General features: G+C 44.4%; 22 protein-coding genes. 13 read left to right on the top strand and 9 right to left on the bottom strand.

Going from position 1 to position 22,180, the window contains the following annotated elements; all coding sequences use genetic code 11:
- Positions 1–16 precede the first annotated feature (16 nt).
- On the bottom strand, positions 17–505 hold the full coding sequence (locus R7O12_RS07970; RefSeq protein WP_318104145.1) for a hypothetical protein: 489 nt from the start codon (positions 503–505) through the stop codon (positions 17–19).
- Between the two features lie 379 nt (positions 506–884).
- Between R7O12_RS07970 and R7O12_RS07965 the strand changes: the two genes are divergently transcribed.
- The 10 genes from R7O12_RS07965 to R7O12_RS07920 all read left to right on the top strand — a co-directional run bounded on the left by R7O12_RS07965 (position 885) and on the right by R7O12_RS07920 (position 8,487).
- The gene (locus R7O12_RS07965) at positions 885–1,514 is read left to right on the top strand and encodes a PepSY-associated TM helix domain-containing protein (protein ID WP_021035904.1); all 630 of its coding nucleotides are present in this window, start codon (positions 885–887) and stop codon (positions 1,512–1,514) included.
- Positions 1,515–1,534: 20 nt separating this feature from the next.
- Positions 1,535–2,074: a DUF2271 domain-containing protein gene (locus tag R7O12_RS07960; protein WP_025768071.1), complete on the top strand. Its 540-nt coding sequence runs from the start codon at positions 1,535–1,537 to the stop codon at positions 2,072–2,074.
- A 15-nt stretch (positions 2,075–2,089) separates the two neighbouring features.
- A complete protein-coding gene (locus R7O12_RS07955; protein ID WP_318125734.1) occupies positions 2,090–2,920 on the top strand; it encodes a DUF4198 domain-containing protein in 831 nt (276 codons plus the stop codon).
- A 42-nt stretch (positions 2,921–2,962) separates the two neighbouring features.
- Positions 2,963–3,283 carry a hypothetical protein gene (locus tag R7O12_RS07950; RefSeq protein WP_005374251.1) on the top strand — a complete coding sequence of 107 codons (321 nt, stop codon included), beginning with the start codon at positions 2,963–2,965 and terminating at the stop codon, positions 3,281–3,283.
- A complete protein-coding gene (locus R7O12_RS07945; protein WP_104980328.1) occupies positions 3,280–3,831 on the top strand; it encodes a DUF6162 family protein in 552 nt (183 codons plus the stop codon). The genes R7O12_RS07950 and R7O12_RS07945 overlap by 4 nt, the downstream gene beginning before the upstream one ends.
- A 22-nt stretch (positions 3,832–3,853) precedes the next feature.
- A complete protein-coding gene (locus tag R7O12_RS07940) occupies positions 3,854–4,780 on the top strand; it encodes a metal ABC transporter solute-binding protein, Zn/Mn family (protein ID WP_130546497.1) in 927 nt (308 codons plus the stop codon).
- Complete coding sequence (locus R7O12_RS07935; RefSeq protein WP_025768067.1) at positions 4,780–5,508, top strand: metal ABC transporter ATP-binding protein; 729 nt, start codon at positions 4,780–4,782, stop codon at positions 5,506–5,508. The genes R7O12_RS07940 and R7O12_RS07935 overlap by 1 nt, the downstream gene beginning before the upstream one ends.
- Positions 5,508–6,383, top strand: coding sequence for a metal ABC transporter permease (locus R7O12_RS07930; protein ID WP_318125733.1), 876 nt, complete (start codon positions 5,508–5,510; stop codon positions 6,381–6,383). Before R7O12_RS07935 ends, R7O12_RS07930 begins: the two co-directional genes overlap by 1 nt.
- 22 nt (positions 6,384–6,405) lie before the next feature.
- The gene (locus R7O12_RS07925; RefSeq protein ID WP_054579206.1) at positions 6,406–7,275 is read left to right on the top strand and encodes a metal ABC transporter solute-binding protein, Zn/Mn family; all 870 of its coding nucleotides are present in this window, start codon (positions 6,406–6,408) and stop codon (positions 7,273–7,275) included.
- A gap of 216 nt (positions 7,276–7,491) precedes the next feature.
- The gene (locus tag R7O12_RS07920; RefSeq protein WP_017635534.1) at positions 7,492–8,487 is read left to right on the top strand and encodes a porin; all 996 of its coding nucleotides are present in this window, start codon (positions 7,492–7,494) and stop codon (positions 8,485–8,487) included.
- A gap of 215 nt (positions 8,488–8,702) precedes the next feature.
- On the opposite strand, the gene R7O12_RS07915 is transcribed toward R7O12_RS07920, so the two are convergent.
- The 4 genes from R7O12_RS07915 to speA all read right to left on the bottom strand — a co-directional run bounded on the left by R7O12_RS07915 (position 8,703) and on the right by speA (position 15,627).
- A complete protein-coding gene (locus tag R7O12_RS07915; RefSeq protein ID WP_318125732.1) occupies positions 8,703–10,868 on the bottom strand; it encodes a S9 family peptidase in 2,166 nt (721 codons plus the stop codon).
- Positions 10,869–11,178: 310 nt separating this feature from the next.
- Positions 11,179–12,384: a multidrug efflux MFS transporter EmrD gene (gene emrD / locus R7O12_RS07910; protein WP_005374234.1), complete on the bottom strand. Its 1,206-nt coding sequence runs from the start codon at positions 12,382–12,384 to the stop codon at positions 11,179–11,181.
- Between the two features lie 410 nt (positions 12,385–12,794).
- Positions 12,795–13,715, bottom strand: a complete 921-nt coding sequence (speB, locus tag R7O12_RS07905; RefSeq protein ID WP_005374233.1) for an agmatinase — start codon at positions 13,713–13,715, stop codon at positions 12,795–12,797.
- 1 nt (position 13,716) lies between these two features.
- Positions 13,717–15,627: an arginine decarboxylase gene (speA, locus tag R7O12_RS07900; RefSeq protein ID WP_033906546.1), complete on the bottom strand. Its 1,911-nt coding sequence runs from the start codon at positions 15,625–15,627 to the stop codon at positions 13,717–13,719.
- A gap of 323 nt (positions 15,628–15,950) precedes the next feature.
- On the opposite strand from speA, the gene R7O12_RS07895 reads away from it, so the two are divergent.
- Positions 15,951–16,676 carry an MBL fold metallo-hydrolase gene (locus tag R7O12_RS07895; protein WP_165935377.1) on the top strand — a complete coding sequence of 242 codons (726 nt, stop codon included), beginning with the start codon at positions 15,951–15,953 and terminating at the stop codon, positions 16,674–16,676.
- Positions 16,677–16,742: 66 nt separating this feature from the next.
- Here R7O12_RS07895 and R7O12_RS07890 read toward each other — a convergent pair whose 3' ends face one another.
- The 3 genes from R7O12_RS07890 to R7O12_RS07880 form a co-directional block, all read right to left on the bottom strand.
- A complete protein-coding gene (locus R7O12_RS07890; RefSeq protein WP_132936948.1) occupies positions 16,743–17,171 on the bottom strand; it encodes an ATP-dependent zinc protease in 429 nt (142 codons plus the stop codon).
- A 65-nt stretch (positions 17,172–17,236) separates the two neighbouring features.
- Positions 17,237–18,142, bottom strand: a complete 906-nt coding sequence (gene rimK / locus R7O12_RS07885) for a 30S ribosomal protein S6--L-glutamate ligase (protein WP_005374224.1) — start codon at positions 18,140–18,142, stop codon at positions 17,237–17,239.
- A gap of 329 nt (positions 18,143–18,471) precedes the next feature.
- Positions 18,472–19,086: a TetR/AcrR family transcriptional regulator gene (locus R7O12_RS07880; RefSeq protein ID WP_132936949.1), complete on the bottom strand. Its 615-nt coding sequence runs from the start codon at positions 19,084–19,086 to the stop codon at positions 18,472–18,474.
- A gap of 155 nt (positions 19,087–19,241) precedes the next feature.
- On the opposite strand from R7O12_RS07880, the gene R7O12_RS07875 reads away from it, so the two are divergent.
- Together R7O12_RS07875 and R7O12_RS07870 are read left to right on the top strand one after the other, a co-directional pair.
- The gene (locus tag R7O12_RS07875) at positions 19,242–20,255 is read left to right on the top strand and encodes an MBL fold metallo-hydrolase (protein WP_053349394.1); all 1,014 of its coding nucleotides are present in this window, start codon (positions 19,242–19,244) and stop codon (positions 20,253–20,255) included.
- Positions 20,256–20,350: 95 nt separating this feature from the next.
- Entirely contained in the window at positions 20,351–20,695 is a 345-nt protein-coding gene (locus tag R7O12_RS07870; protein ID WP_033906240.1) for a DUF5329 family protein, read from the top strand.
- Here R7O12_RS07870 and R7O12_RS07865 read toward each other — a convergent pair.
- Positions 20,663–21,562, bottom strand: a complete 900-nt coding sequence (locus R7O12_RS07865) for a LysR family transcriptional regulator (RefSeq protein ID WP_017819717.1) — start codon at positions 21,560–21,562, stop codon at positions 20,663–20,665. The two genes, R7O12_RS07870 and R7O12_RS07865, sit on opposite strands and share 33 nt — an antisense overlap.
- Between the last annotated feature and the right edge of the window lie 618 nt (positions 21,563–22,180).

Below are 22,180 nucleotides of genomic sequence, written 5' to 3'. Positions count from 1 at the left end.
AAGTCATAAAGGCTATTTACTGCATGAGTTTTTCATAAAAGGCTAACGCATCAAATGGTCGGGAGAAAAAGGGGCTTTTCTCTATATATTCTTGATGTACTTTGCTCAGTGTTTCAAACTTTTCTATAGATGTAGGTTCGATATGAAAAGTAAGGCTTTCAGTCGATTCTACAAGCTTTAATGTTGAGGTTCTTGAAGCGTTATTTTTTGCTATTAATAAGTAATATGCTAGTTCTTGTTTCTCTTTTAAGACACAAGCTTCAAAAGCTTTTTCGCTTAAAAAAGGTAGAGCAGGAGTTAATGCTTCTATATGGTTCTTTGAATACTCTAGGGTTTGTTTGTCAGGTGTATTCTGGTCTGCCATAGATTCGCACAGCTTTATCTTAGCACCATAATTATCGATAGATTGGCTTACGTTGTTAAACAAACTGGCTTCAAACTTTTCACTTGCGAAAGTGACACTTGAGAAAAGTGATAAGAGAATTATTCCAACATTCTTGTTCATATTTTTCCTTCTGAACTACACCATAACGTTTGGCTAGCATCAGAAAATCTTCTCTATCTAACCCTACACTAACTTCTTAGCTTACCTTTTTTATCTAGTTTATGGATAGCTTTTAAGCTTTTCATTAAATATACATAAAGGCGCATTTTGGTGGAGTCTATCCCACTTTTTAGTATTGGAAATATCATTAAATTTTGAGTCATTAAAATTGATAGGGTTATTATCTAGAGGGTAGGCAATCGGTAACTCGCATTGGCCCAAATAGCTAAAACATTTGCAAGCCAAGCTGAATTGAAAAAGTAAACAATGTAAATTAAATGCCAATACGAATGATTATCACCTAAATTATGCCCCACATTTATTGGTGATGATTGTTTCTATGTTGCTTAAAAGCAAAGGTGTTCAAACTTGGGCTCGCCGCCTACATATCTATATTTCGATGGCTCTTCTCTTAGTTACGCTGTTTTTTGCAGTAACTGGTATTACCCTCAATCGCCCCGAATTGTTTGAACGCAGTGAACCTATCATTCAACAACATACTCTGACGGTTCCGCACTCAGTTCTATTCTCACATTCAGATACCTTTCAACCTAATCGTGAAGAACTGGTAGCTTTCTTGACTAAAGAAACCGAGCTTCGCGGCACTCCCTCCGCACTAGATGTGTATACCGAAGTTGAGCAAGGTGAGTTGTTACTCGGAGAGCTTTCTATGGATTTTAAAGGCCCGGGTTATAACGCTACGGTCTTTATTGATATGACTACTGGTGCAGCAGACGTCGAAACGACGCACTACGGTATTGTTGCGCTGCTGAACGATCTACATAAAGGACGCAACAGTGGTGGGATTTGGAAGTGGTTTATCGACGTCACTGCGCTTTTGATGGTGTTTTTTGTTCTTACAGGCGTGTGCTTGTTACTGCCTAAGAAGAAGACGCTCAGAACGTCAATGCAATGGATGAGCTTTGGTACGTTACTGTCGCTCGTAATTTATTTTGTTGCTGTTCCATAACAGCTTTTTAGAGAACACTTATGTTGAACACAGGAAGATTTTTCCGCCGTAATCACTTTTGTAAAGCCGCTTTGATCGCGGCTTTTACTCCTTTCTCTCTTTCCGCGGCGCCTCTACCAGATAACGCGAAGGTCGACTTCGAACTCGAACTTCCAAAGATAGATACCTCAATGTATGCACGCCCTTATGTGGCGGTTTGGGTTGAAAACGATCAGCGTAAACCGGTTAAAACCATTCAGTTATGGGTAGGGAAAGACGAATGGTTAAAAGATCTACGCAGCTGGTGGAGAAAAACGGGTCGTTATGATCGTGAACTTGTTGATGCGGTGACTTCTGCAACACGTCCTGCTGGTCAGTACCGCTTTGTCTGGGATGGAACCAATGACTCAGGGGAGCGTTTGGAACAAGGAAATTACACGTTGTACGTCGAAGTCGTTCGTGAACACGGTGGGCGAAACTACTTACGTCAAAAAATAACGCTAGCGGACAGTGACGTGCGCTATGAGCTTAAACCAACACAAGAGACGGGTGTCATCACCGTCAATTATCAAGTTAAGTGATTAAAGGACACAACAATGAAAACCAAAATGAAAGCAGTGGCATTGGCGAGTGTAATGGCAATGGGATTGGCTGTAACCACCACCGCACAAGCACATCCACGTTGGGTTCTGCCCTCTCACTTTACGGTTTCTAAAGAAGGCGGTGACTGGCTGACATTTGATGTTACTGCCTCTCACGGAACGTTTGTTTTTGATAAGCCTGCGGGTAGTGACCAGGCGTTTGTGGTGATGCCGGATGGCCGCTCTGAGCGTCCTAACTTTGTTGTTCGTGGCAAGCGTCGCTCTATGTTTGATTTCTTTTTTACAGAAGAAGGCACGCACAAAGTTGCGATTAATAATCAGCCGAGCTACTACACACAATACAAAGCGGGCCGTCGTGATACGGTGAAATGGGCGCGAGCAAGCAAAGCTGAGCGTGGTGATGTGCTTCCCGAGCAAGCGCGTGATGTGGTTACTCAACTAAGTTACACCCGAGCAGAAAGCTACATTACGGTTGGTATGCCAACGGACAAAGCGTTGGAGATTGAAGGCAAAATGCTAGAGATGAAACCGATCACGCATCCATCGGACATCATTGAAGGTGAGCCTGTGACTTTCCAGTTTTTCTTTAACGGAGAGCCACAAGAGGGCGTTACTGCTGAGATTACACGTGAAGGGACCATGTACCGAAACCATCAAGAACAAATCGATGTGGTGAGCGATAAAGATGGCAAAGTGATTTTCACGCCAGAAGTCGCCGGGCGCTACTTAATGAAAGCGAACTACAAAGGTGAATTGAAAGATAATCCATTGGCGGATAAAGCGAGTACCAATGTTCACCTAACGTTTGAAACTCAACTTAACTAATCGAATTAGGCTCAGCAATTGCTGGGCCATTTTGGAATTATCATGAATAACACTTCTCTTCTAAAAGCGGTTTTGCTTTTTTCTGGATTTGCGTCCTTTCACGCTGCTGCACATTTTCCTCTGATGAGCTGTCACTTGGCGCAAGATAAAGTGATTTGTGAAGCGGGCTACTCGGATGGATCCACAGCGGTCGACTACGATGTCGAAATGTACGATTACGACGACAATCTGATCGCCAAAGAAAAAACAGATAAGCGTTCCATCGCAGAATTTACTCACCCTGAAACAGATTTCTATTTGGTATTTGATGCCGGACATGAAAGCCCGGTGGAAGTGGATATCGTTGAGCTGAAAGAGAAATGAGTGTACAGAAAGTTCGCCCTGATGATGGTAACCGAGAAGGAAAGTGGGTCGCACTGACAATCGCAGCAATTCTCAGTTCAGCAGCCATACTTATGCCCTACCATCAGGTCGCGACTGAAAAGCCAGACATGCAGTCTCATCAAGTGTTAATCACGGATTTACATCAAAATGAGTTGGGGTTGATCGCTGAACTTAAGCTCGCTCATGAAGAGATTCGTGATTTGCAGTTAGATACCGGAACTTGGCCTGAGATCTCTGATATGGAGGCGCTTTGGATTGCTCCTTTCGTGAAAGACCAAAATTGGAAGCGTAAAGGTTCTCATCAGTGGCAACGAATTGATGACGGTGTCTACATTGGCGTGAAGACCAGTGCCCAAGGCTCTGCTTCCATGCTGTTGGATAGCCGCAGTTCTCAAGCTGATATTTGGTTTAATGATTCTAGCCGTTCGTTAAATGTGGATGGACTAAGCGAGCTAGCAAAACGCCACGATTTCGGTTGGAAACAAATCGTTGTGTCAGACTCTTCTTCCCACTCTCACGCCCATTAAGACAACATAATTGATAAGTACTATGATCAAACGCTCTCTTTTACGTCGTATTCTTACAGCCACCGCGTTATTGACGGTGTCTTCTACTGGCTTTGCTGCCGAAAAACTCAGTATTGGTATTACGCTACAACCTTATTACAGCTATGTTAAAGCCGTTGTTGGTGAGAAGGCGGACATCATTCCTTTGGTTGATGCTGGTTTTAATCCTCACAACTATTTGCCACAACCTAATGATCTTAAGCGCTTAAATGAAATGGACGTAATAGTGATCAATGGTATTGGTCATGACGATTTTGCACTGAAAGTGATCAAGGCTTCTCAGCGTGATGATCTCGTGGTTATCGAAGCGAACAAAGAAGTGCCTTTATTGCCCGCTATGGGGCAGTCTGTTGGTCAAGGAGCAGTGAACCCTCACACCTTTGTCGGTCTATCAACAACCATTCAAAAGGTTTACACCATCGCGAGTGAGCTAAGCCAATTGGACCCAGACAATGCTACGTTCTATCGCCAAAATGCTCGTAAATACGCGAAAACATTTCGCCTGATGAAGCGTGATGCAATGTTGTCTCTTGGTGAGTTGGACACGGCTGGTATGAAGGTGGCGACAACCCACAATGCTTACGGATATATCCTTCAGGAGTTTGGTGTTGACGTTGCCGCTGTCATTGAGCCTGCTCATGGCGTTGAACCAAGTGCAAGTCAGCTACAGGAAACGATAGAGAAAATTCGTGAATCGGGCATTGATGTTCTGTTTTATGAGCTCAATATGCCGAATCGCTTTGTTGATACCATCGAAGAGGCGACTGGGGTGCAGCTTTATCGCTTTTCTCACATGACTCACGGTGAGTATGAGGCTGATAAAGTCGAGGTTGAGATGCGAGATAATGTGGAAACACTAATCGAAGCCATGAAATTTGTGGCGAGTAAGCGAGCAGGGGAAAAGGCGTAATGACTGGACCTTCCGTTTCCTTAAGTAACGTGGGCCTAAAATACGCCGACAATATCATTTTGCAGAACATCAGCGCCGAATTCGAGAACGCGAAATGTCACGTGATTATGGGACCGAACGGCGGTGGTAAAACCTCTTTGCTTCGTTCGGTACTTGGACTCACGCCATTTTCGGGAAACATAGCGCTCAATTGGCCAGAACCATCAGCTGCATCGGGGAAGATAGGGTATGTGCCACAAAAAGCGATGTTTGAAGCAAGCCTCCCGTTAACCGTGATGGATTTTGTACTGCTTAACCAAACTCGTATCCCTCTATTTTGGCGACGTAAAACCAAACAAACTCAACATGCCCTGGCCCAGCTGGATCGCGTGGGTATGGCAACGCGTTGCGATCGTCGTATGGGGCAACTCTCTGGCGGTGAGCAACAGCGTGTTTTGTTTGCGCAAGCTTTACTGGATGAGCCCAATTTATTGGTTTTAGACGAACCTACAACTGGCATGGATGAGCAAGGTGTTCGATATCTTGAAGGTTTGATTCATGAAGTCGTTGGAGAAGGCAAAACGGTACTGGCAGTGCACCATGACGTGACCGCAGTGCGCCGTTTAGATGCGCAGGTCCATGTTGTAAATCGTCAAATTGTGGCGTCAGGGCACCATTCAGATGTGCTAAGTCCTGATCGTATAGAAACATTATTCAAGCACTACACAGCAAAAGTGGAGGCTGCATAATGGATTTGTTGCGAGAGTTAGCGGTTAGCGGCGTTGAAGCTGGATGGTTAAGCGATAGCTTTTCTTATGCTTTCATGGTGAACGCAATTGTGGCAGCGCTGATATTAGGGCCATTACTTGGTGGTCTTGGTACATTAGTCATCGCCAAGCGACTGGCTTTTTTCTCTGAAGCGGTTGGGCATGCTGCGCTTACCGGAATCGCGATTGGTGTGTTGCTCGGTGAGCCGCCAGAGAATCCGATCATCGGATTGTTTAGCTTTTGTATGATTTTTGCGCTGTTGCTTCACTTTGTTCGTAATCGTACGAATGTACCTTACGACACACTGGTTGGGGTTTTTCTTGCACTAGCGTTAGCGGTTGGTGCTGCGCTGTTAATGTACGTTGCTCGCAAGATCAACATTCACATGTTGGAGAACGTGTTGTTTGGCTCGATCTTGACTGTGACGGACAACGATATCCTTATTTTAGCGATCAGTTGTTTGATCATATTACTGCTTCTTATTCCAACGTTTAACCGCATTTTGCTGACTTGTATTAGCCCGGATATTGCACGTGTACGCGGCTTTAATACCAGCTTTTATGATTACTTATTTGTCATGATGATCACCTTGGTCACCATCGCCGCGGTAAAGATTATTGGCGCGGTATTGGTTGGTGCATTGCTACTGATTCCTGGTGCAACGGCTAGGCTATTGACTAAACGCATGGGCAGTTTCGTTCTCCTTTCTTCTTTATTGGCAACCATTGCGTGTTTAGTAGGAACCATACTGCCGATGGAGCTTGAGCTACCAGTGCCATCAGGCGCATCCATCATCATTGTTTCTGCGGCATTTTTCCTAACAGCAACGGTTTACCGAATTATACAAAAAGCGTAACCCTTTTTATAAAGTAATGAACATGAAGATAAAAAAATTAGCGATAACTTTTGGTTTGGTTATAGCGACGACACTTCCATCGTTGGCAAGCGCCAAAGACATTTTAACCAGCACTCCCGTCACGTACATGTTGTCTGAGCAACTCATGAAAGGTACAGGGATAGAGACTCAGTATCTGCCTCCAAAGCGTTACGGCGTTGAGCGTCTTGAGAACTGGTTCGCAAATAAAGGTACAGAGCAAGTTAAGCAAGCGGGTCAAGCCGCGACGGTTGCTGTTACTCTTGGTGCGATTTGGAAACAAGACCCGACTTATGTTTACGCTCGACAGGGCAACATTCACTTGATTGAAATCGATGCATCGCAGGCCATTTCTCCTAGAGCTCAAGGAGTTGCAGTACTGACATTGGAAAACGGGTCAACATCGAAGTACGCGTGGCTTAACCCTACAAACTTAATCCGAATGGCGGGTATTGTTGGAGAGGATCTACAACGTGTATATCCTGAACACCAAAAGACGATTCAAACGAATCAACAGGCTCTTATGCTCAATGTGCGTGAACTGATCAACCAACAACAGGCAGAGATCTTCGATAAAGGCATCGATTCAGTGGTACTGATGAGTGAGTCATTAGAGGACTTTGCCTCTGGCAACCAATTGTTTGTGGTTGGGCGCGAATTTAAGCCGGAATTTGAGTGGACAGAAGAAGACAAATTATCTTTAAAAGCTCAGTTTGAACAAGATAAAACGCTATGGTTAGTGACGGATAAACGACCGTCGAAAACCTTGACATCGCTTATTAAACCGAGCCGCATACTGCAAATTGATGTTATTGACCGCTGGGGCAGTAAGGGTATCAAAACTGAGAAGCCACTCGCACGTTGGGAGATGTGACACGTAAAAAGCCACAGATTTTATGATGGGGAATGAAAAGTTCCCTATTTTTTTTGTGACTCAGTTCAAAATGTGAGCATTAATACCACTGGTTGCATAAGAAAGTGTTTGTTTCATTTCTATTTCATTACTACTTTGTTATGTGTTCGTTGCGATTGATTCGGATTTAATCTGTTTCTAAGCGAACCGGTACAAACAACTATACGGATGTTAACAATGAAAATGAAAACTCTAGCCGTTGCAGTGGCGGCACTAGCATGTGGTTCACAGGCCTTCGCAGCAGAAGTTTACAACAGCGATGGTACATCTTTATCGATCGGCGGTCACGTTTCAGTTGGCGTGGGTGAGTATTTCGAAGAAGATGTAAAAGTTCACCAAGTGTCTCCACGTATTAACGTTGCGGGTAAGAAAGACATTGGCAACGGTATTACTATCGACGCTAAAGGTGAATGGGCGCTTAACTACCTAAACGGTGGCGAGCAATCGTTCAAAACTCGTCTAGGTTACATCGGTGCTACTCATGAGCAGTTTGGCCGTTTAGTAGCAGGTACTCAATGGTCACCTTACTACGATGTCGCTGGCGTTGCGGATCTACCAATCGCGTTTGCGAACGACTTTTTGTACGACAACCACGGCAACCTAGGCTCAGCTCGTGCTGATAAAATGCTTAGCTACCGTAAAGGTTTTGAATTTGGTGAAGGTTTTGCTTTCAACCTAGGTCTAGGTTGGCAAGGTGAGCAAACTTCAGATGCAACAACATACGAGCAACGTGGTCAAGTTGCATTGAGCGGTTCTGTAGCTGGCTTTGGTCTAGGCTACGTATACAGCGGTGGTGATGTTAAAAACGCGACTCTAGGTACTAAGAACGCTGAATCACACCTATTCTCTGTAAACTACGGTCAGTACGGTTCAGGTCTATACGCAGCAGTAGTATACGGTATGAACGAGTACTTTTACCAAATGCGTAAAGACACTTCTCAACTTGAAGCTCTTTTGGCATACGGCGTAAACGATTGGACATTCAGCGTTAACTACGAAGGCGTAGAAGACGAAGAAGACAATAAGACAGTTTCAAGCGAAACTGCGCTACAAGCAGAGTACGCTGTAACTCCTGCTTTCGTAACGTTTGCAGCTTACCAGTTTGATCTAGGTAACGACTACAACAATGAAGAGAACGACTACTGGACTCTAGGTGCTCGTTACTACTTCTAATAAATAGGCCAGTTTCTACTGCCTAAACACATTTATTGTGTTAACGCCTACTCGTTGTGAGTAGGCGTTTTTCTTTCTGCTATCCTTTGGCTATAAGAGACGCTAGTCATTCTGTGCTTAGGTAACCCCACTCTTTGTTTAGAGAGTGCGTCTATAAAAATGCCCGCAACTTGCGGGCATTTTTTGTTGTTAGAGATACAGTTCTATTAATACGCTTATTTTTTATCGAGTAAATCGAGGAAGAAGGCATACTCTAGCGCATCTTCTTTTAAGCGCTTAAATCGACCAGATGCGCCGCCGTGTCCGGCTTCCATATCGGTTTTGAACAACAAGACGTTATCGTCTGTCTTCATTTCACGAAGTTTGGCGACCCACTTCATTGGTTCAAAGTACTGTACTTGAGAGTCGTGCAAGCCAGTCGTTACCAACATGTTCGGGTAGTTTTGCGCCTTGATGTTGTCGTAAGGCGAGTAACTCAACATATAGTCATAGTATGTTTTGTTATTTGGGTTACCCCATTCATCATACTCGTTGGTGGTCAATGGAATTGATTCATCGAGCATAGTGGTTACCACGTCCACAAACGGAACATGAGCGCCGATACCGCGATACAGTTCTGGTGCTTGGTTGATGATAGCCCCCATTAAGAGGCCTCCTGCAGAGCCACCAACAGCGAAGACTTTATCTTTCGCGCCATAGCCTTGTTCAACCAAATCTTTAGTCACATCAATAAAGTCGTTGAATGTATTTTGCTTGGTTAGTTTTTTACCGTCTTCATACCAAGGGCGGCCAAGCATTTCAGATCCACGAATATGAGCAATGGCGTAAACAAAGCCGCGATCCAATAGACTCAAACGTGTCGAGCGGAAAGTTGGCTCAATGGTTGCGCCATAAGATCCATAACCATATTGGTAGAGTGGATTCGTACCATCTTTCTTAAATAAGTCTTTACGATACACCAAAGAAACGGGTACTTCTTTACCGTCACGGGCTGTGACCATGATGCGTTCTGATTGGTAATTGTCAGGATTAAAATCACCAAGTACAGGTGTTTGCTTCATGATTTCTGACCCGCCCGTTTTTAGATCGAAATCGTAGTAGGTTCCTGGAGTGGTTAAACTGCTGTAATAAATACGAACTTTCTCGTTATCCAGCTCTAGGTTACCTGTCAAATAGGCAGCAAACGCATCGTCATTAAATGTGAGGGGGAATTCTTTTCCTGTTGAAAGCTGACGTACAGTGACGCTTGCTAGGCCGTTAGAGCGCTGCTCATAGACGATGTGATCATCGAATAACTCGAAGTCGACAAGTTGATTGTTGTCGTCTGCGGCAATCACATCTTGCCATTTAGAGCGGTCATGCATGTCATTTTGATGAACTTTCATCAAACGGAAGTTGACGGCTTGATAGTTAGTATAAATGTAGTACCAATCGCCTAGCTTAGAAATACTGTATTCAATGCCATCTTCACGAGGATAGAACGGTTTCGCCTTTGCTTTAGGGTTGTTCGCATCAATGATAGAGACCCCACTGGTTTCTGTACTCGAATGCCAGATATAAATATCTTCGCCATCTTTGCTTTTGCTTAGTGAGGTGTAATAGGCGCTGTCGGTTTCCTCAAAAATCAGCTCATCGCTGCTTTGTGGTGTGCCTAATACATGACGATAAACTTGGTAGCCCAATAAGGTCTGTGGATCTTTTTTGATGTAGTAAAAGGCGTTGTTATCGTTCTGCCATGCGACAGCGCTTGAGGCCCCTTCGATTTCATCTTGTAGGTAATTGCCTGTTGTCAGGTCTTTGATCTTAAGGGTGTACACGCGGCGGCTTAATGTGTCTTCGCCATACGCCAATAAGTTTTCATTCGGACTAACGTATAGGCCGCCGATACTGAAAAATTCATGTTCTTTTGCTAGTTCATTGACATCTAAAATGATTTGTTTGTCTTTGCCTGCAAAGTCTTTAGCTCGCAAATGGACTTCGTACTCGTTATCTCCGGTCACTTCACTGGAGTAGAAATAGTTGCCTTTACGAACCGGTACTGAGTTGTCGTCTTTTGCGATGCGCCCTTTAATTTCTTCAAATAGCGTATCTTGAAGTGTTTCAGTGTGCTTTAGAACGGTTTCTGCGTACTGATTTTCTTTCTCTAGGTGCTGTAAAATTTCAGGGTCTTTACGTTCGTCGTCACGCATCCAGTAGTAGTTATCAACGCGGGTATCGCCATGAATAGTCATCGAGTGAGGGACTTTTTTCGCAACCGGAGCTTGAGTTTGTTGAGCAACGATCTGTGTTTGGGAGTATTGAGTCATGCTGGGGATTCCTTGATTGCTGCATCCGGCGACAAGCGCGACCGAGACGGCCAACGTAGTTAAAGTGAAACGCATCTGATTTTATCCTTATTGTACACCCAAGTGGCCTCATCCTGAGGGCTGGGCTTTCATTTTGTTAGTGGTTTTCAGTTGTCCATTCTTTGTTATGGGGTATACCGAAAAAGTGAGAATCCTCAATATTTCGAGTTGGATACTCAATTTGAAGGGAGCTGAAAACACATTGTGTAAGCAGCTGTTATTTTTAACAAATATCAATTCGAAAGTTAAATCATTCTCATCGGGAAATCGATATAGTGTGATATGAAAAAAGGGACACACTTGTTGAGTGTGTCCCTTTTGGACTTTGAAAGTAAGCTGATAATGATCAGATAACTTGCGGTACTTCGTTTGAGTGATTGTGTGCTCGATTCACCCACATTAACCCAAGCATTGCAATTACCGACATTGCCATCATCAAAATGCCCAAAGGCATCTGGTTATGCGCTGGAAATAGTGACGCGAGCAAAGTTGCGACACCTGCCCCCAAGTTTTGCATGCCACCCAATGTCGCGCCTGCTGTTCCTGCATGGTATGGGAATGGCGCAATCGCTCCAGTTGTTGCTGCTGGGAAGAGAATACCTGCACCCAAAAAGTACACGGTTGCGCCTCCAACCAGCGTTAATGCAGTGGTTAAACCAAACAAGCCTGGGATGAGCACAATAGCAGAGCCCACAAAAATAGAGACCAAGCCTACATTTAAAGCACGACGCTCAGAGCGACGTCTTGCGATGTAGCTAGATAAGCCTGCACCCACCAAGTAACCTGGGATCGGCAATATAAACAGCAAACTTACCGTTGTTGCCGGTAATTCTAATACCCCACCTAACAACACCCCAGCCGCCGCTTCGAATACACCCACACCAGCGAATGTTGCAACCAGGCAAATCAAAAAGCCTTGAAAGCGACGGTCAGACAAAACGTGTTTGTAGCTTTTGGCTACTGGTTCGAATTTGCGTTTCTCTTTTGGTAGTGTCTCCATCATGCTTGTCATCATGGTGATCACAACCGCGATAGCAAATAGCGCTAAGAACAAGTAGCTTGACCGCCATCCGAAAGCTTCTGTTAGGTAACCGCCTAATACTGGTGCCATTAATGGTGAGAAAATCACACACATGCTAATTAAGCTGTTTGCTCTGTGTAGATCAGAGCCTTCAAAGCAATCGCGAGTCAGAGTGCGTGACATCGCACCGCCGCAGCCAATACCTAAGCCTTGGATAAAGCTACCGATCAAGAACCATTCAAATTGATGTGCAAATAATGCCACCAGTGTACCCGCGATGTAGATAAGCAGCCCGACGATGATGATCGGTTTGCGTCCCAAGCGGTCCGATAGTGTGCCATACGCAAATTGCGACAAGCCATATGGGATTAGGTAACAAGCCATCACAGCTTGAAGTGATGACGCAGATACCAAAAACTCGCCCGCCATATGACCGATTGAAGGCACGTACATTGTCTGGGTCATTTGACCCACGGCAGTCAATATAGCGATTAAAAAGGTAAGTTTCGCTAATGGAAACGAAGCAGACATTTGCGTATCTCTCCAAAAAATTTAAGACGTAAAAACCCTTAGCGCTCTTTTACAGAGTGCTAACTGAATTCTTGTGTTGCGGGGGGTATTTGCGCGAGATAATAGTGCTTGCTTGTATAATTAGCAATCGAAAAGTGTGAAGTTGAGCAAGATAAAAATCTATGATTTCAATTAGAAAAACTAATCCGATTTTGTTTTCAAAAAGCGGTGCATTTCTTTGTCTAATTACGTTAAATCTTTTACTTTTCGTGAATAGAATGAGCCTTATAGGTAACTGGTTTTAATGGTTAAAGTGCAAAAATAAAGCGTCTGCTCGGTTGAGCTGAGTTCAAGATGAAACGAGTGAATAAAAGGTAGAGGAAAGCATCAGAAAGAAAAGGGAGCCGAAGCTCCCTTAGAAATGATTATGTCTATTCGCGCTCAGATGCGTATGCGTAAAGCATTTCTAGTGCGATGGTTGCTCCCGCTAGTGCGGTAACATCACTGTGGTCGTATGGAGGCGATACTTCGACAACATCCATACCCACGATATTCATGCCGGCTAAACCACGAATAATTTTCAGCGCTTTGTCTGAGTTCAAGCCACCACAAACTGGTGTACCAGTTCCCGGTGCGAAGGCCGGGTCTAAGCAGTCGATGTCAAAAGTAACATACACTGGCTTGTCTGCGACGGTGCGACGAATTTCTTCTAGGATCTCGTTCACCGACATGTCATTCGCTTGCATCGCATTAATCACATTGAAGCCGTGATCTTGCTGTTTGTACTCCGTACGAATGCCGATTTGTATTGAGTTCTTCGCTGAGATCAAACCTTCTTTCGGCGCATGGTAGAACATCGTACCGTGGTCGTATGAACTGCCATTTGCATAGGTGTCCGTATGAGCATCAAAGTGAATCAAAGCCATTTGGCCATGATGCTTCGCATAGGCACGTAGGATAGGTAGCGTGATGAAGTGGTCACCGCCCAATCCCAACATGGTTTTACCACTTTTTAGAATTTCACTGGTTGCCGCTTCAAGGCGGTAAGTAAAATCTTCCGCATCACCGCAATCGAACACGAGATCACCTGCGTCGATCACTTTCAGTTTATCCAATACGTTGAAGCTCCACGGGAACTTCTTACCTTCCCATGCCAAGTTGACTGAGGCACGGCGAATTGCATCTGGACCCATACGCGCACCTGGACGACCAGATGTTGCCATGTCCAGAGGGACTCCCAACACCACAACGTCTGCGTCTGCCGATACCGGGTTACGAATGTACGGCAGACGTAAAAACGACATAGAGTTGGAGTAAAGCGAATAATCAGTTTTAGTAAACAAATCATTCATATCAGAAGTCCTCTAAATAGGTGTATCCTGCTAGACCTTGTTCTAGTTCTGCTAGGATTTGTGCTTGTTCATTGGCTTCAACTCGCTGTGAAACCAATTGTTTATAATTGTCACGAATCGCATCCACGTCGATATGAACGTAGCGCATCATGTCTTCTACACTATCACCTTCGTTGATGTAACTGATCTCAAATTGACCGTGTTCATCAACATTGACTACAGCACTGTGGGTATCACCAAATAGGTTGTGCATGTCACCAAGGATTTCTTGGTATGCGCCTACTAGGAAAAAGCCCATTAAGTACGGTTTGTCTTTGCTCCAAGCTGGTACAGGTAGCGTGCTCTCGATGCCTTGACCATCAACGTAGTGATCGATCGCGCCATCAGAGTCACATGTGATGTCCAACATCACTGCACGACGCTCTTCCGCCTCGCCAAGACCAGAAAGTGGCAGAACAGGGAAAACCTGATCAATACCCCAAGCATCTGGTAGAGATTGGAAGAGAGAGAAGTTCACGAAGAACTTATCCGCAAGACGTTCGCTCAACTCGTCCAGAATCGGACGGTGGAAGCGATTCTTAGTGCTCATCTTGCGGCTTAATTCGAAGTAAATGCGCAGTGACAATTGTTCTGCCCACGCACGTTGTTCCAAGTTAAGCACACCTGTAGCAAATTGAGAGTGCACTTCTGCCAAATCACTTTGGGTATCATTGTAAATCTCAATTAACGCACGAGCGTCTGTACCATCTTGCAAGTTTTCCCAGTTTCGCCACATGTTTTGTAGCAAAAGCGGAGCGTCATCATCAAGCTCATGTACTTCTTCCGGTAGGTACGACTCGGTACCAATTACGTTAGAAATCAATACAGCGTGGTGCGCTGTTAGCGAGCGACCCGATTCCGAAATGATCACTGGCATTGGTTGTTCGTATTGCAGACACACATCGCCCACTGTGTTGACGATATTACGTGCGTATTCTGCAAGGCCGTAGTTCATCGAATTCGATGATTGGCTGCGTGTGCCGTCATAATCCACTGCCAAGCCGCCGCCCACATCGAAGTACTCGATGTTTGCACCGAGCGCGCGTAGTTCGCAGTAGAAACGTGCAGACTCGTTCACACCATTGCGTACATCACGGATGTTTGCCATCTGTGAACCAAGGTGGAAGTGAACCAGTTGCATCGCGTCTAGGTTGCCTTCGCGTTTAAGGCGTTCAATAACGCTAAGCACTTGCGATGCTGATAAACCAAACTTCGATTTTTCACCGCCACTTGCTTGCCATTTCCCTGCGCCTTGAGAGGCGAGGCGAATGCGTAAACCAAGGCGCGGTTTTACGCCCAAACTTTTCGCTTCTTCTAGTACCAGATCCAGCTCAGAAAGCTTCTCTAGTACGATGAATACCTTGTGACCCAGCTTTTCACCGATCAGTGCAAGACGCACATACTCTCGGTCTTTGTAGCCATTACACACGATCACGGAGCTACCTTGTTGAGCCAATGCAAGTACCGCCAACAATTCTGGCTTGCTACCCGCTTCAAGACCAAGCTGCTTGGTTTCTAGTTGAGCTTGGCTCGCTAGAATTTCATCCACCACTTCACGTTGTTGGTTTACTTTAATTGGGTACACCAACAAGTATTTGTTTGGATATTGGTATTCTTCAATTGCTTGGTTGAATGCGTGGCAAATACCGTGCACACGTTGGTGCACGATTTGCGGGAAGCGTACTAATACAGGCAGATTTAACTGCTTCGCTTCTAGCTCATTTACAATAGCGCTGAAAGGGATTTGATGTGCACGATCACTACGTGGTGATACATATACTTCGCCTTGGTCATCAATGCCGTAGAAACCTTGGCTCCAGTAGTGAACGTTGTAGTCCGCGCGGATGCGGTCTAATTTAGTTGCTTTTTCCAACTCGATTCTCACAAAAATGTACTTAACTCCTTAATTAATTAGAAGGAAAAGTACAAAAAAGCAAATCATGAGGTATTTACCTCATACCCTGACACGAACTCCGTGTGCGCGCATTAACGGATAAAAGGGCCCTTGAGTCTAATGATTAAAATCTATCATCTCGATTATGATTTGTTGTCGTCGCTACGTGTGAATATTTGTTTACCGAAGCTTCCATTCTGCTGTTATAGTTGGTCTGACCAGTAAGGATTCGGTCATGAAGCATCTCACTAAAATAAGGACATATTTTGCAGCTGCACAGAATTCAGGGGTACATTCAGACCATGTATCTCGCCGAATATTCCGATAAATTATTGTTGCTTGATGGTGCCAGTCGAGCAGACATCCCTCATCTTAAAGACTTTATTGAACATCAACTCCATCGTCCTTTTTCTGACCTAAAGTTGGTTGTTGTGACCCACATGCATCCAGACCATGCTGGTGGTGCGCACAAACTACGTGATTTAACAGGATGCAAGCTATTGGCCGCAAAGCGAGAGAACCAGTGGTATAGCGGTGTAGACGGTTGGCTAATGCATTTGACCGATTTGATGTTAGCACGCTGGATGGCGAATCGGATGCGTAAACCAAAGCAAAACCTGTGGTATTCCCGCAAGCTAAAGCCAGATATTGAACTTATTGATGGAGAGTTTATTCCTGGATTTGATGATTGGCAGGTGCTAGAAACGCTTGGGCATACCGACAGAGATCTGTCGGTTTATCATTCTGAACAAGATGTGCTGTATGTGGCGGATTTAATGGTGCAGGTGAAAAAGCATCTGATTGCGCCGTTTCCCATATTTCATCCGAATCAATATCGGCAATCATTAAAGCGTGTGTTTGAGATGAATCCGCAATGTTTGCTTCTGGCACATGGGGGAGAGGTGACTTTGGATGAAAAAGCGTATCAGCACATTTTGAATACAGCGCCGACTAAGCCAATGACGCACTGGCGAGTGACAAAAGTTAAAGCGAAGGGATTGTTGTTTGCGTTATTTCGTAGGAAGTAGGCGAAGATAAAGCCAGACGAGTGATGCTCAACAAAAACGTTCGATCACTCATCTGAAGCTACGGGGTTAAGATGCCAATAAGTGAGATTGGCTAGGATCAACGAGCACTTTGTCTGCCATGCCCTGACGACCTAACAACATCATGTAAGTCATTTTTTCACGGTTAGTCAACGTAATGTCGATTGGCCATTGTTGGTCGCCTATACGCAGCATCGTCGTGATCACGCAGCGGTGCTCAAAAGTACCGTTAGAAGATTTAACCTTACGGTTTGCTTTTAGTTTCGCTGTGCAGCGAACCACTTGTTCTAAATGGTATACATCTGGGTGCAGATCGAATGCAACATAAGACTGACCATCTTTTTCAAAGCAATCAATATTGTCTACATGTAATGAAGAGGTTTGAGCGCCTGTATCAATACGCGCTTCAAGGTGAGTAATCCCTAACTCTGGCAAGCAAATAGCTTCGGCATTCCCAATGATCATTTTCTGATTCATAGTGTCATCCTAGCGACGAGTAACAAGAGAGCCGGTTTTTGGCTCTCTTGTACGTTAAACAAAAATCAACCTTTACCGCGAGTACGGTTTGAATTTGGCTTAGCGTTTTTCTCGATAAAATCGAAGATCATACCTGCAATGTTTTTACCCGTTGCTAGTTCGATGCCTTCTAGACCAGGGGAAGAATTCACTTCCATTACCACTGGGCCATTTTTAGATTGAAGGATATCCACACCACAAAGGTTCAAGCCCATCACTTTCGCTGCATTTACAGCGGTCGCACGCTCTTCTTTGCTCAAACGCACGAGTTGTGCAGAGCCACCACGGTGAAGGTTGGAACGGAACTCGCCTTCTTTTGCTTGGCGCTTCATTGCGGCAATCACCTTATTTCCGACAACAAAACAACGGATGTCCGCGCCTTTTGCTTCTTCGATAAATTCTTGCACCATGATGTTAGCTTTCAAACCCATGAAAGCTTCAATCACGCTTTCTGCCGCTTTATTTGTTTCAGCAAGTACAACACCAATGCCTTGAGTGCCTTCTAGCAATTTAATCACTAGAGGTGCGCCACCAACGTTTTTGATCACGTCCTGAATGTTGTCAGGATGGTGAGCAAAGCCAGTGCGTGGCAAACCGATGCCTTTACGTGATAGCAGTTGTAATGAGCGCAACTTGTCACGAGAGCGGCTGATCGCGACAGATTCGTTGACACAAAATGTACCCATCATTTCAAACTGACGTACAACAGCAGTGCCGTAAAACGTAATAGATGCCCCAATACGTGGAATAACAGCATCGTATTGCGGTAATTCTTCACCCTTGTAGCGGATCTTAGGGTTGTTGCTCGTAATGTCCATATAACAGTGAAGCGTGTCGATCACATCGATTTGATGCCCACGTTCTTCACCCGCCTGTTTTAGGCGCATGGTTGAATATAAATTCTCATTACGAGAGAGAATAGCAATACGCATGGCAATTCCTTAGTAAGTCAGTACCAAATTAAAATATAAGTATAGAGCATAGAATGCAGTAGGCAGGTGATCATGTTATGACATAACCTACTTACTTCAACGATTTAGAATTGTGGTTGAACAACCACGTCGTCAGAGGTGCGCACCTTAGGGCGTTTTTTTGTGAGATGAAAACGAAAAAGCATCGTCGACACGACAAAAATATTTTATCGAACGCTCACGCCTTGCGGTATGAGACTGTCAAGGGTGAGATAAATAAAATTGAGCAAAAATTTCATCGCTTTGTCACGAATTATCGCTTAAAAAAGCGGCCAATTTGACCGCTGTTTTTAGCTGTTTTGATAGTGACTTAAAAAAAGTTCCGCCGTTTGGGTAGCTAACAGCCTAGATTCTTCATTCGACAAAGAGGGGCGAATTCCCATTAACTGCGGCCAGAATGCACTGCCTTTAAGTAAGTTGTGCAATTGAGTGCTTGCTATATGTACATCATCAATTTGCAAAGCGCCACTGTTCGATTTCTCAGTAAGCCAGCGGTACAGGGCGGTTTCCTGTTTCGACATTTGTTCTGCTTGTTCTTTGAGATCTTCCGGCTTAAATAAGAAGTGCCCAAATGCCACTTTTGCCAGCTCAATATAGTTTGGTTCCGTTACCACAATGATCTCGCTGTAGAGTAATTCAATCAATTGATCTTTGAGTGGCAGAGTGGCCAAGCGTTTAATATCGCTTTCCATCATTGACGAACGCCAAAGCTCACTCAGCAACTCCGTCACGATCGCTTCCTTAGAAGGGAAGTGATTATAGACCGTGCGCTTAGAGACTTGTGCGATTGCAGAGAGCTTATCCATGCTGGTGTTTTGCACCCCAAACTCTTGGAACGCTTGCCTTGCCGCGCACAAGATGGCTTCTCTTTTGGTTTCGCTACGACTTTTTCTTTTTACATTCATAAGCTTGCTAAGTTAAGAAGATCATTTCTTGATCTATTTTACACTAAGTAGTTTACTTTTGATAATTAGAATGTAAACTGCACCGTGTAGTTTACTTTTGTTCGGGTTAACTTTTTATGAAAAAAACTTTGCTAGCCACAGTAGGAGCGTTCGCGATGGGTACATCAATGATTTCTTGTTCTAATGTTGATACTGAAAAAGCGCCAACATACCCGGACAAATTTGCAAATACAGAGTTGGAATACAAAAGCGGTTTGGGCGACATGTTCGAAATCATGAAAGCGTATTTTACGACTGAGCGCCTTAACCCAACACCAACGATTGAAATTCCAGTGCATGTGATCACAGCGCGGCAACTGTTAGAAGAGCAAGATGACGTCATCTATCGTCTGGGTCACTCAAGCGTATTAATGAAGCTCGATGGAAAACTGGTGATGACTGACCCTGTATTCAGTGATCGCGCGTCTCCTGTACAATGGGCAGGGCCAAAACGCTTTCACCAAACCCCCATCACGATAGAAGATTTGCCAACTATCGATGTGGTGGTGATCAGTCATGACCATTACGATCACCTAGATAAAGCTTCTATTAAAGTGCTAGGCGACAAGGTGGGCACTTTCTTGGTGCCGTTAAAAGTTGGCCAATTACTGGTGAATTGGGGTGTACCCAAAGAGAAAGTGATCGAACTAGACTGGTGGGAGTCACACTCTGTTGACGGCATTGAATATACACTAACTCCGACTCAGCATTTCTCTGGTCGAGGTTTGACAGACCGCGATACGACGCTGTGGGGCAGTTGGGTTATCAATGCACAACAACACAAAGTGTTCTTCAGTGGTGACTCTGGTTACTTCAATGGCTTTAAAGAGATTGGCGAAAAGTACGGTCCATTTGACTTCACCATGATTGAAACAGGTGCGTACAATGAACTCTGGTCAGACATTCACATGTTCCCAGAGCAAAGCGTTCAAGCACACATCGATGTGCAGGGCAAAGTTATGATGCCGATCCATAACAGCACGTTTGATTTATCGATGCACGATTGGAATGAACCGATGCAACGCGCGTTAGACATCAGTGAAGAGCGCGGTGTAACGTTAGTTAGCCCTGAGATCGGTCAACGCTTGGCGATTGCGGAGCCTCAGCCTGCTCAGGCATGGTGGCAATAATTGCTGAACTAAACAGCCAAACACCAGAATAGTTAAGTCACTTATCAGTAGTTACTATTAGTAGTTACGTGGTCAGGGATAAGGATAAAGGTGCGATGAAAGCAAAGTGGACGTTGTTACTTACATTAAGCATTCTGCCGACCTTTGCACTAGCAGGGGTAGAGCAAGATATCTCGACGTTGATAAAACGAGTTGAGCAATCCTCTTGCACCTTTATCCGCAACGGCAAGGCGTACACTAATCAAGAAGCGGCAGAACACATGCGTAATAAATGGGATTACGCCAAAGATGACGTTGATTCCGTGGATGTGTTTATAAAAGAGGTCGCGTCAAAGAGCTGGTTATCTGGCAAACCATATTGGGTGGATTGCCAAGAGGAACGCATTACCAGCGAAGAGTGGCTAACATCATTGATGCGCGCCACCGATCACATCCAATAACACTTCTTTGATGGTCTGATAGCGCAGAGGTAGAGCACGACTGCGCTTACGAACCAGAAATAGCTCTTCACATACAGTGTTTTTCAGTTGAGCAATGTATAACGTGTCTTTTAGTGGAAAATTGTCGACCGCACTTTGAGGCAGCACGGTGAAGCCAAGTCCTTTGCTGACAGGCAGCAAAATTTGGCTCAACTGATTTACGTAGCCGGATAATGGTAAATCGCTCATCTTAATTTCTTGGAGCTGTGGTTCTTCACATTGGTCAAAAAACAGCGTCATGTAATGCTCGGCATCAGGGTGGCTAATGACACCACAGTCATGCAAGAGTTGTGGCGTTATCTGCTTATTTTGATATTGCTTTGGCAGAACCAAGCACAACCTCTCTTTACCAATTCGCTCACTGTGAAACAGACCTTTGTTGGGAACATCAGTCACGATACCAATATCAATGTGCCCTTGCGTTATGGCGTTGAGAATAGATTGATTTGGCGCGGCTTCTAAATGTAACGATAAGCTCGGGTGCTGTTTTTGCTTCTCCAAAATGGGCCCATACAACATTAACGCCATTGCACCAGAACAAGCCAGTTTACAGTGGCCTGAAAACGCATCATCAAAACTGAGCTCTTCGAGCAGCTTCTTCTCTCTATCTTCTAACTCGAGCGCATATGCGTAGACAATCCTGCCTTGTTCGGTTAATTCGAAGCTTTTGTTTTCGCGCTTGATCAAGGCATGCTGACAACTTTGCTCTAATTTTTTGATGTGTTGGCTGACGCCAGGCTGAGTCATAAAAAGTTTTTCTGCCGTTTGCGTAAAATGACCGACTTCAATCAATGTCTTAAATGTATGTAACCAAACAGGATTAAGCATAGTGTGTGATTTTCTGAGAGCTTTGTTGGGAGACGTAAAGAAAATGATAGCACGGTGTTTTATGAAAACAGAGAAGACTTAAACGATAAAGATGAATCTTTATCAATACATTACAGACAAAATAAAACCCCGCCTGGTTTCCCAGACGGGGCTTATTCTTTTTCGCAGCAATCCAGCTACTAATAGGTGCTCCCTGCATCTATCCTTGATTGTGGCTAAGTCCTTTAACCGAGTTCCTTGTTCATCGCCTTCCTAGCGGTGTCCATTCTTGCCTATCATCCTGACGGGCGAACTCTATCCTAGAGCTTAACTACATCCTTGCTGACAACTCATCCTAAGCTATCAAATCTTCATCCTGAAGATACCCAATCCTTTAGGCTTTTTTCCTGTTCCCGCCAACATCCTGTCGACAAATTGAGTATTGATGTTTTGCTGATTTGACTCAATTAACTTTTCTAAATTATTTTTACTTATTATTTTAAGTGAATTTAAATATTACTGTTAAATCATATGTTTAATGTTTTTTCTGGCATTGCTCTTAGACGTGGTTAATCTATTTGCTTACAACTCTTGTAAGAGATATCGCACAAGTTTGGTGGTGAATGTATTAATGAGCGC

This window comes from Vibrio sp. Vb1574, assembly GCF_033338675.1.
The sequence above is the reverse complement of the archived record's forward strand: the minus strand, read 5'-3'. Positions and strand labels throughout refer to the sequence as shown.

What these genes read in the sequence shown, in the direction of transcription:
- R7O12_RS07915 (WP_318125732.1), bottom strand. Translation starts at nt 10,868, where the DNA reads ATGCGTTTCACTTTAACTACGTTGGCCGTCTCGGTCGCGCTTGTCGCC.
- R7O12_RS07870 (WP_033906240.1), top strand. Translation starts at nt 20,351, where the DNA reads ATGAAAGCAAAGTGGACGTTGTTACTTACATTAAGCATTCTGCCGACC.
- R7O12_RS07890 (WP_132936948.1), bottom strand. Translation starts at nt 17,171, where the DNA reads ATGAATCAGAAAATGATCATTGGGAATGCCGAAGCTATTTGCTTGCCA.
- R7O12_RS07970 (WP_318104145.1), bottom strand. Translation starts at nt 505, where the DNA reads ATGAACAAGAATGTTGGAATAATTCTCTTATCACTTTTCTCAAGTGTC.
- R7O12_RS07920 (WP_017635534.1), top strand. Translation starts at nt 7,492, where the DNA reads ATGAAAATGAAAACTCTAGCCGTTGCAGTGGCGGCACTAGCATGTGGT.
- R7O12_RS07930 (WP_318125733.1), top strand. Translation starts at nt 5,508, where the DNA reads ATGGATTTGTTGCGAGAGTTAGCGGTTAGCGGCGTTGAAGCTGGATGG.
- R7O12_RS07895 (WP_165935377.1), top strand. Translation starts at nt 15,951, where the DNA reads ATGTATCTCGCCGAATATTCCGATAAATTATTGTTGCTTGATGGTGCC.
- R7O12_RS07925 (WP_054579206.1), top strand. Translation starts at nt 6,406, where the DNA reads ATGAAGATAAAAAAATTAGCGATAACTTTTGGTTTGGTTATAGCGACG.
- rimK (WP_005374224.1), bottom strand. Translation starts at nt 18,142, where the DNA reads ATGCGTATTGCTATTCTCTCTCGTAATGAGAATTTATATTCAACCATG.
- R7O12_RS07955 (WP_318125734.1), top strand. Translation starts at nt 2,090, where the DNA reads ATGAAAACCAAAATGAAAGCAGTGGCATTGGCGAGTGTAATGGCAATG.
- R7O12_RS07960 (WP_025768071.1), top strand. Translation starts at nt 1,535, where the DNA reads ATGTTGAACACAGGAAGATTTTTCCGCCGTAATCACTTTTGTAAAGCC.
- R7O12_RS07945 (WP_104980328.1), top strand. Translation starts at nt 3,280, where the DNA reads ATGAGTGTACAGAAAGTTCGCCCTGATGATGGTAACCGAGAAGGAAAG.
- R7O12_RS07880 (WP_132936949.1), bottom strand. Translation starts at nt 19,086, where the DNA reads ATGAATGTAAAAAGAAAAAGTCGTAGCGAAACCAAAAGAGAAGCCATC.
- R7O12_RS07950 (WP_005374251.1), top strand. Translation starts at nt 2,963, where the DNA reads ATGAATAACACTTCTCTTCTAAAAGCGGTTTTGCTTTTTTCTGGATTT.
- R7O12_RS07875 (WP_053349394.1), top strand. Translation starts at nt 19,242, where the DNA reads ATGGGTACATCAATGATTTCTTGTTCTAATGTTGATACTGAAAAAGCG.
- R7O12_RS07865 (WP_017819717.1), bottom strand. Translation starts at nt 21,562, where the DNA reads ATGCTTAATCCTGTTTGGTTACATACATTTAAGACATTGATTGAAGTC.
- speB (WP_005374233.1), bottom strand. Translation starts at nt 13,715, where the DNA reads ATGAATGATTTGTTTACTAAAACTGATTATTCGCTTTACTCCAACTCT.
- R7O12_RS07935 (WP_025768067.1), top strand. Translation starts at nt 4,780, where the DNA reads ATGACTGGACCTTCCGTTTCCTTAAGTAACGTGGGCCTAAAATACGCC.
- R7O12_RS07965 (WP_021035904.1), top strand. Translation starts at nt 885, where the DNA reads ATGTTGCTTAAAAGCAAAGGTGTTCAAACTTGGGCTCGCCGCCTACAT.
- emrD (WP_005374234.1), bottom strand. Translation starts at nt 12,384, where the DNA reads ATGTCTGCTTCGTTTCCATTAGCGAAACTTACCTTTTTAATCGCTATA.
- R7O12_RS07940 (WP_130546497.1), top strand. Translation starts at nt 3,854, where the DNA reads ATGATCAAACGCTCTCTTTTACGTCGTATTCTTACAGCCACCGCGTTA.